Source organism: Paenibacillus sp. PastM-3 (assembly GCF_029893965.1).
GTDB lineage: Bacteria > Bacillota > Bacilli > Paenibacillales > Paenibacillaceae > Paenibacillus_AQ.
Genome location: NZ_JARXXP010000001.1, coordinates 161842 through 174374, shown reverse-complemented (window position 1 = coordinate 174374; position 12533 = coordinate 161842). Strand labels below are relative to the sequence as shown.

The 12533-nt window shown below is 53.3% G+C and carries 10 protein-coding genes; 3 read left to right on the top strand and 7 right to left on the bottom strand.

Annotation, left to right across the window (positions count from 1 at the left end):
* Positions 1–12: 12 nt before the first annotated feature.
* Both M2108_RS00790 and M2108_RS00785 read right to left on the bottom strand, forming a co-directional pair.
* Positions 13–738: a phosphonate ABC transporter ATP-binding protein gene (locus tag M2108_RS00790; protein WP_277469141.1), complete on the bottom strand. Its 726-nt coding sequence runs from the start codon at positions 736–738 to the stop codon at positions 13–15.
* Positions 739–828: 90 nt separating this feature from the next.
* Positions 829–2004: an MFS transporter gene (locus tag M2108_RS00785; RefSeq protein ID WP_277469140.1), complete on the bottom strand. Its 1176-nt coding sequence runs from the start codon at positions 2002–2004 to the stop codon at positions 829–831.
* Between the two features lie 143 nt (positions 2005–2147).
* On the opposite strand from M2108_RS00785, the gene M2108_RS00780 reads away from it, so the two are divergent.
* From M2108_RS00780 to M2108_RS00770, 3 genes are all read left to right on the top strand, one after another.
* The gene (locus M2108_RS00780; protein ID WP_277469139.1) at positions 2148–3071 is read left to right on the top strand and encodes an ArsR/SmtB family transcription factor; all 924 of its coding nucleotides are present in this window, start codon (positions 2148–2150) and stop codon (positions 3069–3071) included.
* A gap of 55 nt (positions 3072–3126) precedes the next feature.
* Positions 3127–3879, top strand: a complete 753-nt coding sequence (locus M2108_RS00775) for an HAD family hydrolase (RefSeq protein WP_277469138.1) — start codon at positions 3127–3129, stop codon at positions 3877–3879.
* A 100-nt stretch (positions 3880–3979) separates the two neighbouring features.
* On the top strand, positions 3980–4741 hold the full coding sequence (locus M2108_RS00770) for a DsbA family protein (RefSeq protein WP_277469137.1): 762 nt from the start codon (positions 3980–3982) through the stop codon (positions 4739–4741).
* 101 nt (positions 4742–4842) lie between these two features.
* Here the strand turns inward: M2108_RS00770 and M2108_RS00765 are convergent, their stop codons facing one another.
* The 5 genes from M2108_RS00765 to M2108_RS00745 all read right to left on the bottom strand — a co-directional run bounded on the left by M2108_RS00765 (position 4843) and on the right by M2108_RS00745 (position 12514).
* Positions 4843–7143, bottom strand: coding sequence for a type IA DNA topoisomerase (locus M2108_RS00765; protein WP_277469136.1), 2301 nt, complete (start codon positions 7141–7143; stop codon positions 4843–4845).
* A 203-nt stretch (positions 7144–7346) separates the two neighbouring features.
* Positions 7347–7922: a GNAT family N-acetyltransferase gene (locus M2108_RS00760; RefSeq protein WP_277469135.1), complete on the bottom strand. Its 576-nt coding sequence runs from the start codon at positions 7920–7922 to the stop codon at positions 7347–7349.
* Between the two features lie 113 nt (positions 7923–8035).
* Positions 8036–9745, bottom strand: a complete 1710-nt coding sequence (locus M2108_RS00755; protein WP_277469134.1) for a proline--tRNA ligase — start codon at positions 9743–9745, stop codon at positions 8036–8038.
* Between the two features lie 556 nt (positions 9746–10301).
* A complete protein-coding gene (locus M2108_RS00750) occupies positions 10302–11789 on the bottom strand; it encodes a glutamate synthase subunit beta (protein ID WP_277469133.1) in 1488 nt (495 codons plus the stop codon).
* Between the two features lie 233 nt (positions 11790–12022).
* On the bottom strand, positions 12023–12514 hold the full coding sequence (locus M2108_RS00745; protein ID WP_277469132.1) for a dihydrofolate reductase: 492 nt from the start codon (positions 12512–12514) through the stop codon (positions 12023–12025).
* Between the last annotated feature and the right edge of the window lie 19 nt (positions 12515–12533).

Sequence of the window (12533 nt, the reverse complement as noted above, 5' to 3'; positions counted from 1 at the left end):
TGCTCTAATCTGCTACAGGTTCTGGCGTTCCTGGGAAGTCAGGCGGCGTCCTCTGACATCATGCTTGATTCTGCCGTTCTCCAGTACCCACAGCCTTGTTGCATAACGTTCCGCCAGTTCCAGCGGTAGTACGGTAATTACTGTTAACCCTGTTTCTTTACAGAGTCTGCGCAGCGTCTCCAGGACGCCTTCGGCTGTCCGCGGGTCCAGACCGGTTACCGGCTCATCGGCTAGAATAACCTTGGCGCCGTGCACAAGCGCGCGGGCAATGGCTACGCGCTGGCGCTCGCCCCCGCTGAGCTGGCTTGTCTTCAGCTTGGCCTTGTCCAGCAGGCCGAGCGTATCAAGCTCGTCCATTGCCCCCATATAATCATCCTGCCGCACCATCCCCGTCACCATCCGCCACAGCGGTGTCTGCGAGGATTGGCCGATCAGTACATTCTTCAGTGCGGTCCGGTTCGGATTCAGCTCGGCGTTCTGCTCCAGGTACGTCCATTCACGGCGGATCTTGCGTCTGCCGGCGAGCGGGCTTTTCATAATGTCGATCCCGTCTACCCGGAAATTGCCTCTATCCCATTTCTCGCGCAGCGCCAGGCAGCGCAGCAGCGTGGACTTTCCGCTTCCGCTGGCTCCCACCAGCACTACTAGCTCCCCGGGCTCTAATTGAAAACCTATATCCTGCAATACCGGCAATTTGTCTTCTCCGACTGCTTTGGCCAGATGTTCTACTGTAATCATAGTTCAGCCTCTCCCTGTTTACGTCTCTACTCTATAGTGTACTCTGAAAGCGGGATCCATTTCCATGCGCACATCCGTTCTTATTTTACCTCAATTCATCTGCTGTGGCGAGAATAATAACCCGGTCAGCCCGAACAAAATATAGAAACCGCCAAGCAGCACGAATACACCGCTGCCCCAGCCGAATTCAAGCAGCAGGCCTCCGATGCCCGGCCCGATAATGCTGCCTATACTGAAATGAAAAGAAGAAACGACATTGGCTGCAGGCAGCAGATTACGCGGCAGGATGTCTGCGGCATAGCTGAGCCCCAGCGAGAAGAAGGAGCCGACCAGGCCGCCGGCTGCCAGCAGCAGCAGCAGCGTAAATACAAAATGCCCGCCCGCAAGCGGGAGCAGCGTAAAGGCCAGACCGCCGGCAGTGCCGGCAAAAATCAGGATTTTTTTCCGTCCGTACTCGTCGCTCCACAAGCCCAGGGGCAGCTGGAGCAGCAGGCCTCCGATGCCCGCGAACGGCAGCAGGGTGGCGATCTGGTCTGTCGTGAACCCGGAACGCAGCCCGTAGACCGGGAAGTTGCTGTTCAGGCTCGCTTCCATATAACCATACAGCAGCGCCGGAATCAACGCGTACCAGGCCAGACTGTAGCTGCGGCCGAACCGGCGGGCCTGCCCCTCACTGTGCTCTACTTTGTCAGGCCGGGAGTTCGGCAGCTTGAACAGCACCAAGAGGAGCGCGAGCATAAATAACCCGGCCAGGATCAGAAAAGGAGCGGCCTCGCCGAAGCGCAGCAGGCTGATGCCGGCCGGGCCCAGGCTGAAGCCCAGTCCGTAGGACATTCCGTAGAGTGAGAGATTGCGCCCCCTGTGCTCTGCAGGTGCCATCAGCAGCACCCAGAGCTGGGCGGCATAATTAATCGCCGAGTCGCCAATGCCGACCAGCAGGCGCAGGATGAACCAGACCTTGATTCCCGGCAGCAGCGGGAACAGCAGCAGCGTTACCAGGACAAGGCTGATGCCGGCGGCTATCAGTCTCTTAAAGCCTATAGCTCCGAGCACACGTTCAGCAACAAGAGTCATTGCGAACGAGCCGACATAAAGTGCTGCGGCATTCAGTCCGTTGAGCGAGGAGGAAACCCCTTTTTGTTCAAGCAGAATCGAGAGCACCGGCAGCAGAAGCCCCTGGCTCAGGCCTGCGGCAATAATGACGGTAATGAGAATAAAATAATTCAGTTTACTGTTGGAACGTTTAAGCAAAAGCTGGTCTGACACAGGTGAATCCTCCTTGAACGTTTATCAGGCAAATGCGGACAAAAGCTGCCCTGCAGGCAAACATGGAACATTATAGTGGACAACCTTCTTCAAAACAAGAGATAATATATAGAAGTGACCGATTTCCTGGGGGTGCAAGCTTCATGACTTATGAACTCAAAATTGATGTCTCGCCTGTCTATGAACTGATCGACAGTTTCATGTTATATGTAACAAGGAAATGGATTTCCAACCTGGACATCGGTCCTGACTGGATCCGCGATATAGACGGCCGCATTCCTCCGCAGCAGGTATCCGCGCTCAGGCAGGCAGCCGAATGGCCTTTTACCGATTATGATGTCCTGTACGTCTGGGCTTACCGCCGCCGGCCTGCATCGAAGGTGCTGCAGTTCCTGGATGAACTGGAAATGCAGTCACTGGAAGCGTGCTTTGAGCAGACTGCTCCGCTATTCCCAAATTTTACAATTCATGAATGCGAACGGATCAAGCGGGATTATCCACCGCTCCTGCGGCTGTGGTATGAGCAGTATTTCCGCCATGTCGAGCAGAAGCTGCTGCCTCTCCTGATCGAGGACGCGTCGGAGAAAAAGCTGCTCGAGAGCAAAATGGGTTCAGCAGCGCTGATTGAGTATGCTTCAGGAGGTGTAGTCATCGAGGATATTCCTGATCTGCAGACGGTTGTGCTGCTGCCGACCATTCATAACCGGCCGATCAATATGTATTGCTTCTATAATACACTCATGATAATCCAGTATCCTGTAGATGTCCCGTCCGACAATGAGGATGAGCCCCCTACCGTTCTGCTGCGCCTGACCAAAGCACTGTCTGATCCCACCCGGCTCCGGCTGCTGCGCTACGCGGCTCATGAACCCAAAACGCTGTGGGAGCTTCAGTCTGTGCTGGGCCAGACGAGTGACATCATGATGCATCATCTGCTGATGCTACGAGTAGCCGGCCTGCTGCGGGTTCATTTGGGCAGTGAAGGCGAAGGCAATGAACGCTACAGTGTCCGTCCGGACGGCGCATCGGATCTGCAGATGTTCCTTGAGTCCTATATTCGTTTATAATAACAATTCAAAAAAAGAGATTGCTGACAAACTTACAGGCTTAGGAGTGAGCGTTATGAAGTATTTGCCGCAACAAGTAATTTTTGATCTGGACGACACCCTGGTACACTGCAACAAATATTTTGACCTTATTCTGGGGCAGTATTTCGAGCTGATGTCCGAATGGTTCGGGGAATATGGCCCGACAACCGGAGAATTCCGCAGCAAACAAGTGGAAATCGATGTGGAAACCGTCAGCACCAGCGGACTGGCCAGCGACAACTTCCCCAAATCGCTGATCGCCACCTACCGCTTTTTCTGTGCCAAATATAACCGGACTGCCGATCCTTATCATGAGCAGCAATTAATGAAGCTCGGGCTGAGCGTCTACGACCAGGAGGTCGAGGCGTATCCCGGCATGGTGGAAACCCTCGATGCGCTAAAGCATGACGGGCATAACCTCTACCTGTACACTGGCGGAGATGACACCATCCAGCAGCGCAAAATTGATCAGATGAAGCTCGGTGTCTATTTTGACGACCGGATCTTTATCCGCCAGCATAAAAATATTGAATCACTGGAAAATATTCTGATGTCCCATCCGTTTGAACGCAAGCGCACCTGGATGATCGGCAATTCCCTGCGCACCGATGTGCTTCCGGCCTTGACCGCCGGCATTAACAGCATCTATCTGAAGCAGCAGAATGAGTGGCTGTATAACCTCATTGAGCTTCAGCGGGAGATGCAGCATTCGGTCATGACAATCTCCTCCATCAGCGAGGTACCGCCGGTTATCCGGACGGCTTCCAAGCTGAAAAGCCACGGCTGATCATACAGGCAGGCCCCCTGTTACAAATGCCATAGGCATCCGGCAGCTGCAGTGTTTATACTGTTTGAGTAGATTTTTCATCTCATTCAGGAGGTTCGGAATGAACAAGCAAGCAAATCTTAACCGCACACCGAATAAGCAGTCTGCCCGGAAGACCGCCGGCTCCCGGCTGCTGCCCATGCTGCTTGGTATCATCGCGGTCATTCTGGCAATTGTACTTATCTATGTCCTTACATACGGCAAATCCAAAGAGGAGAATGTGCTCGAGGGTCTGCCTAACTATACGGATGTCAAAGGTACAATTGTCGTTGACGGCCTGAAGGTTGAGAAGCAGCCGCATCTGGGCAGTCCGGACGCCAAGGTCAAGGTCATTGAGTTCGCCGATTTCAAATGCCCGGCCTGCAAGAAATGGACCGAAGCCAATCTGGATATCTTCATTAAAGACTACGTGGACACCGGAAAAGCGGAACTCTATTTCATGAACTTCGCTTTCATTGACCGCGACTCTTACCTGGCTGCCAGCGCCGGAGAAGCAATCTATAAGCAGAGCAACGAGAAGTTCTGGGAATATGTTCATGAGCTCTACGCCAATCAGGGTGATGAGAGTACCATTTGGGCCACCCAGAAGTTCATCCTTCAGTTTGTCAAAGACAACATCGAAGGCATAGACTATGCCCGGTTCGAGCAGGATGTGAAGAATCATACCTACATGTATGATGTTAAGGAAGATTTCAAGATTGCCGGAGCTTATGGTGTTAACGGCACTCCCAAATTTATGGTGAACGGTGTTCTGTTGCCGGATTCCTCATATGAGGGGCTTACGGCCGCCATTGAGGGCAGTCTGGCTGATTCAGCGAAATAAGCATATATGTATCCAAAAGAGGAGGATGCAGCCTGCCGGGAGATCCCGCGGTCAGGCTGCATCCTCTTTTTATTCGTGGTGCCTGCATAAACAGTGCGGCATTATTCTACACTAAGCTGTCCCGTATCCATATTCGCTAACACCAGCTTGCCTTCCAGCGGCGAGCCGTCCTCGGCAGCCAGCTTCAGCTTGCCGGTCTTCCCCTTCTCAATCAGCGCCTTAACCTGGGTGTCCGTCAGCGTACGGCCGTGGGTTTCCTTCCAGATGACAAACTTGCAGCCCTCTTTGTAATGGGAGCAGCCGTAGCCCTTGCGGCCCATGAAGATGGTGCCGCCGCAGCCCGGACGGGGGCAGCTGCCGATAATCTTCGGCCCGCCGTCCCCCTGCTCTGCGGGCTTCGCCGCTCTTGCTCCGGCCGGCTTGGCGCCAGCCCCGCCGTCGCCGGCACTGCTGCGTTTGCGTGTACCGCCGGCCGGCTTGTCCGCGCCATCCTTGGAAGCAGAACCGCTGCCCCGGCCTCTGGAGCCGGACCGTACTGAAGGCGTCTCGCCTTCAAAGGAGGTTTTGGCCGCACGGGACTGGACCTTCACCTTGTCGACGATCATGGAAGCGAAGCGCTTCACGTTCTCCATGAACTGCCCGTCTGCCGCCGTGCCTCTGGCGATTTCATTAAGCCGCCGTTCCCATTGCCCGGTCATCTCCGGTGAGGTCAGCAGCTCGATGCCCGCTCCGCGGATCAGTTCGATCGCCGTCCGCCCCTTCTGGGTGATAGCAATCTTTTTACCCTGCATTTCGACGTAGCCGACATTTTTCAGCCGCTCTATGGTAGCCGCCCGGGTTGCCGGAGTTCCGAGTCCGGAATCCTTCATCGCATCGCGCAGCTCCTCATCCTCAATCTGCTTGCCCGCGCTTTCCATCGCTTTGAGCAGGGTGCCTTCGGTGTAGTGCTTGGGCGGCTGCGTATCCTTCTCTTTGACGACCGCATCGCTGCACAGCACTTCATCCGCAGGGGAGATAGAGAACGGCTCGTTCACTTCGATCTCCTCTTCCTCCTCCTCATCCTTGCCTTTTCCTTTGGACGGCTTCGCCTTATCCTTCTTCTGGTCGGCATAGATCACCTTCCAGCCCAGACTCAGCAGCTCCTTGACCGTAGTCTTGAAGCTCTCGCCTTCCACCTCAGTAATGACAGTGTGTACCTTATACTCGGCGGCCGGATAGAACTGCGACAAGAAACGGCGCACAATCAGATCATATAATTTCGCCTCATCCGCACTCAGCCCCGAAGCCTTGCGGTTGGTCGGCAGAATCGCATGGTGGTCTTCCACCTTGGACGGATTGCAGACAAATTTATTGCCTTTATGGACCAGGCTGCGGTTGGCGCCTTTAACCAGCTCATCGTAAGAGGTACCCTGCAGCGCATTCAGCGTCTTGTGCATCTCCGGAATGTTCTGCTCGGTAACATAGTTGGAATTCGTCCGGGGGTACGAAATGACCTTGTGCTTTTCGTAGAGCGCCTGGGCGATATCCAGCGTTTTTTTGGCGGAAAATGCGTATTTCCCGTTCGCTTCACGCTGCAGCAGCGTCAGATCATACAGCTTGTTGGGATACTCTTTCGTATCCTTAACCTCATAGGAAGCAATCCTTCCGGGTTTGCCTTTGACCTTGGCTGCGAGCGCATTAGCCTTCTCCTTGTCGGTCAGGCGGTCCCCCTGCCACATGCCTTTATAGACAACCTCATTCTGTGTAAAATGGCCCTCGACCTCAAAAAATTTCAGCGACGAAAACGCCTCAATCGTCTTTTGCCGGTCGTAGATCAGCGCCAGCACGGGCGTCTGCACGCGGCCGACGGACAGCAGCACATTATGCTTCGTAGTAAAAGCGCGTGAGCCGTTCATCCCGATCAGCCAATCAGCCTCACTGCGCGCTCTGGCCGCTTTGGTCAGATTTTCATACTCCGAGCCGTCCTTCAGCTCCTGAAAGCCTTTGCGGATTGTCTCCGGTGTCAGGTCCGATATCCACAGCCGTTTTACCGGCTGGCTGAGCTTCAAATGCCGCTGAATCAGCGAGAAAATATGCTGCCCCTCCCGCCCGGCGTCACAGGAGTTGACCAGCAAGTTGCTGCGTTTGGCCAGCTCGCCGATCACCTTCAGCTGATCAATTGTGCGCGCATTCGGCACCAGCTTGAACTGGTCGGGTATAATCGGCAGATCGTTAATGTTCCACTTTTTGTATTTGCCATCATAAGCTTCCGGCTCGGCAAGCCCAATCAGATGTCCGATCGCCCAGGTGATGATGTACTGCTCCCCTTCTAAATAGGAACGGTAGTTTTTGGCTTTCGGTTCTATTGCGGCGGCGATATTCCGCCCCATGTCCGGTTTCTCCGCAATAATGAGTGTTTTCAAAAATATCGCTCCTTACCTATCGTTGTTCCAAAACACGTCCAGTTTTTTATTATACCATTTTGCAAAAATAATTACCTGCTATTAATAGAAGTGACTCAGCAAAAAAGTACGATCTTCTCTTTTTAACCCATATGCAGTGCTAAAAAAATGGAGTTGCCGCCAGCTTACACCGGAAGCACTCCAAATTTTTTGATGAAAATATATTAAGATTTGCTCCGCATTTCTTCCGCCTCATCAAATTCTTCACGCAGCAGTCCAAGCATAAGATCATCATAATACTGGCCGTTCATAAAAATGCTTCTGCGCCGCAGGCCTTCTTCCTTGAAGCCCAGCTTCAGGTGAAGCGCTCTGGATGCAGCGTTGACGGAGACACAGCCGCTGTTGCATTTCTGCAGCCTCAGCTCATGAAACGCATACCTCAGTACAATCCGCGCCGCGTCCAGCCCGTAGCCGTTCTGCCGATACTGCCTGTTCATACAGAAGGACATACCGAATGTACCGTTCTTATAATCCGGCGCACTCAGATTTACAAAGCCCACCAAGACATTATCAAAAGTCTCAACAGCAAACATCCAGCGTATTTCGCTCTTGAAGTTATCATATTCCTCAGACATCGCCAGTTCATTCGCCTCATTCTTGGGCAGCTCAACACTCCATTCCATCAGCCGGACAGCTTCACTGTCCTCCTGCTCTTCGCGCCACACTTCCCAGTCACTTCTCCTTGTTGCTCTGAGTCTGACCAGCGTGCCCTGCCAGAAGTAATTCCCCGGTATATTCATACAACCAGCCCCCTTTAACTAAATTCTAACATTAGGGTCATTGGGCTGGAATGTAGACAATTCTTATAAGTAACTTCTACCTGGAGAATGATGTGAATGTTGCCGCGACTCCTTTATCTCGCTCTCCTTGCAATCCGGGAAACAGCCTCCCTGCTGGAGATAACCTCCTTCGTACCGCTCTTCCGGTCCCAGTATTCAACCTTGCCTTCGCCGGCCGACTTGCCGACTACCAGCACGACCGGAATGCCGATCAGTCCGGCGTCCTTAAATTTGACCCCCGCCCGCTCATCCCGATCATCCAAAAGTGTCCCGATACCTGCCCAATTTAGCTCACTGTATAACGATTCAGCCAGCAGCGCCTGCTCCTGATCCTTAGCAGACATTTGAAGGATATGCACCTGGAAAGGCGCAAGCTCCTTTGGCCAGAGCAAGCCTTCATCATCATGGCTTTGTTCGGCAACTGCTGCCAACAGCCGGGAGATTCCAATGCCGTAACAGCCCATAATCATCGGTTGGTTTCTGCCTGAGGCATCCAGAAAGACTGCTCCGAGCTTCTCGCTGTACCTTGTACCCAGCTTAAAGATGTGGCCAATCTCGATTCCTTTATGAAAATGGTATACACCCTTTCCGCATTTCGGGCAAGTCTCCCCTTCGGCAGCGTTTCTGATATCAGCCACATGCTTAAGCAAAAAGTCACGTCCAGGCACCACATTCCGCAGATGGTAATCTCTTTCTCCTGCGCCTGCAATCCCGCTTTCCATCGCTGCCACGGCTTTGTCAATGATCATCGGCAGCTGCAGGCCGACCGGCCCGACATATCCGCTCTCTACTCCGGCAGCTGCCCTGACGGCTTCATTATCTGCGAGAGACACTGCGGTAACGCCCGCAACAGCCGCAAGCTTGAGCTCATTCACCTCATGATCCCCGCGGACCAGCACGGCAAATAGGGTGCCGTCCCCGCTGTAGATCAGTGTTTTGATAATGCTGTGCGGTGCAAGCTGAAGCTGCTCCCGCAGCTGGTCGATCGTCCGTAGCCCTGGTGTGTGAAATTTCTCTGCGGCCGGCTCGCTGGTCTGATCCCTACCGGTATCGTTTAACGTCCTGCCCGCCTCGGCTTCCTCCAGATTAGCAGCATAATCGCAGCTCGAGCATACAGCGAGTGTGTCCTCACCAACCTCCGCGAGCGCCATAAATTCGTGATTTCCGCCCTCACCGCCCATTGCACCGGCATTAGCCTGAACCGCTTTGAAGTTCAGCCCGCAACGGGTAAAGATGCGTTCATAGGCCTTTAACATTCGATTGTATGCAGCATCCAGCCCTTCCCAGTCCGTGTCAAAAGAATAAGCATCCTTCATCAGGAACTCCCTGCCCCGCAGCAGACCTGATCGCGGGCGGCGTTCATCGCGGAATTTGGTCTGAACCTGATAGAGCGTAACCGGCAGCTTGCGGTAGGAGCTGATCTCTCCCCGGACCAGGGCTGTTATTGCTTCTTCGTGGGTCGGGCCGAGTACAAACTGACGCTCATGACGGTCCATAAGGGTCATCAGATCCTTGCCGTATGGCTCGAATCGTCCCGACTCCTTCCACAGCTCAGCCGGCAGCAAAGATGGCAGCAGCACCTCCTGAGCAGCGGCGGCATCCATTTCCTCGCGGACGATATTCTCAATATTGCGCAGCACCCTGCGGCCCAGCGGCAGGTAGCTGTATATTCCTGCTGCGAGCATCCGGATATAGCCGGCACGCAGCAGCAGCTGGTGGCTTGCCGTCTCCACATCCGCAGGTGCATCGCGTAGTGTTGTCAGTAAAAGCTGGCTTTGGCGCATTTAAATCATCTCCTCTGGTTAGTTGAAACGCAAAAAAGACGCATCCGTCAGGGACGAATGCGTCGTGATACCACCCTATTTCAACCGCCTGGCTATGCCCGGCAGTCCTCTATCCGGATAACGGCCGGGGCCGGCAGCAAATAAAGGCTTCCCTCTATTGCTGCAGCTTTCAAGGCAGGATGCGCTCCCTTCGCGGCTCGGAGGACCTTTCAGCCGGTGAATCCTCTCTCTGTTCTGGCGATATTTGGGACGCAGATCCTTGGTCAACGCTGCTGCGTTATTGAATTGTTATTTAATGTATCCGAAATTACATAATGCGTCAAGCCTGTCATGAATTTGCCATGTTTGTACCGATTCCAGCTACCTTTATGTATACGTTTACACTATTGCTGCCCATTTATAAATTAAATGTTTCAGATAAACATAAGCTGGAGGATTAGAGGACTCCTTAAAAAGATTCTGCACTTAACACACGGCATCTCGTGTTATCTATAACACGAGCCGCCCCTCCAGCAAATGCTGGAAGGACGGCTCTTTGTGCTCCACGGGCTATCAATTAGACGAGAACGGTCGATCCCATCAGATATTTGTCAACTTCACGTGCTGCTGCGCGGCCTTCGTTAATTGCCCAGACCACCAGACTCTGTCCGCGGCGCATGTCACCTGCAGCAAAAACTTTATCCACATTGGTGTTGAACTTGCCGTAACGGGCCTTCACATTGCTGCGGCGGTCCGTTTCCAGGTTCAGCTCCTGAATGATATCCTGCTCCGGTCCGTCGAAGCCGATTGCGATCAGCGCCAGCTGAGCCGGATAGACAGCTTCTGTACCCGGTACAGGCTGATAGATCTTGCGGCCTGACTCATCCACCATACGGCGGATTTGCACGGTGTGCACCTCTTTCAGGCTGCCCTCATCATCACCAACAAACTTGGTGGTCATGATCGAGAATTCACGCGGGTCGTCGCCGAAGATGGCTTTGGCTTCCTGCTGAGCATAGTCGAGTGTATACACGTTCGGGAACTGCGGCCACGGATTGGCAATCGGATCACGCTCAAGCGGTGCTTTATCATGCGTGCCGAATTGGGTAATGCTCTTGCAGCCATGACGCAGAGAGGTTGCTACACAGTCGGAACCGGTATCTCCCCCGCCCAGTACGACCACATCTTTACCAGCGGCCGATACGAAATTGCCGTCTTCCAGATTGGAGTTGAGGTAGCTCTTGATCGTGCCGGTCAGGTAATCCATCGCGTACATGACACCGTTCAGCTCACTGCCTTCGACATTGAACTGGCGTGCTTTGGTTGCTCCCCCGCACAGTACGACCGCATCATAGTCATCGACGAGCTGCTGGGTCGGAATATCCTTGCCGATCTCGGTGTTCACAACAAAGCTGATACCTTCAGCGGCCAGCAGATCCACCCGGCGCTGAACGACGCGCTTATCCAGCTTCATTGTAGGGATGCCATATGTCAACAAACCGCCGACGCGGTCACTGCGTTCAAATACAGTTACAGTGTGTCCTGCTTTGTTCAGCTGGGCTGCTGCAGCAAGTCCTGCTGGTCCGGAGCCGACGATGGCTACTCTCTTGCCGGTACGCTTCTCGGGCGGATTAGGGACAACCCAGCCTTCCTCAAAGCCTTTATCCACGATGGCAAGCTCGATGGTCTTGATCGTAACCGGCTGGCCGATCAGACCGACGGTACAGGAGCCTTCGCAAGGTGCAGGACAGATGCTGCCTGTAAATTCTGGGAAGTTATTCGTCTTGTGCAGACGCTCCAGCGCTTCCTTCCACAGGCCGCGGTAAACCAGATTATTCCATTCAGGAATCAGGTTGTGAACCGGGCACCCAGATGTGCCTCCGGTCATATCAATGCCGGTATGGCAGTAGGGGGTTCCGCAGTCCATGCAGCGCGCGCCCTGTGTGCGGAGCTCGTCCTCGGTAAGGTGATGATGGAATTCTTCCCAGTCTTTAACGCGCTGCTCAGGATCCCGGTCACCTGGGAGCTGGCGCTTATACTCCATAAATCCAGTAGGTGTAGACATATTTACGTTTCCCCCATCCGTTCTCTTCGTGTTGATGTATAGTACATTGTAGCATACTGCGGCAGATTCGTGTCGATTCAGCGCAATGAAGTACCTGCACATTCTATACTATTTTTAAGTTTAGCAATTGTAATTTTAACTATAGTAGCATTCTATACTTTCGCACTGTAATGGATTAATCTGCTGATTATTTGTACTATTTCACATGTTGTGTCAGAGAAAACGCTTTTTCCTTAAACCGTACGTTCATAAACGTAAAAACGGTAATCATACGGGTTCTGCTCATTGCGGATCCCCTGAACGCTGGAGACCTCTTTCCATTCTTCCCAGCGGACATCCGGAAACTTCGTCTCACCTTCAAAATCCTCATGAATCCGGGTCACAAGCAGCTTGTCGGCGTACGGCAGCATCATCCCGTAGATTTCAGCTCCGCCGATAATCATAAGCTCATCGTCCTTACGTCCTTCAGCCAGCGCTTCCTCCAGCGTATGGATGACCTGTGCTCCCTCCGCCTGAAATCCGGTATCTCTCGTAATAACGATGCTCGTTCTGCCCTTAAGCGGCTTTCCGCCGAGCGATTCCCAGGTTTTGCGGCCCATAAGCATTCTTTTACCCAGCGTCTGTTCCTTAAAATAGGCAAAATCCAGCGGCAGATGCCACGGCATATCGTTATCCTTACCGATTACACCGTTCTCCGCCATGGCCCAAATCATGCTGATACTCATATTTATGCCCTCCTTTTCC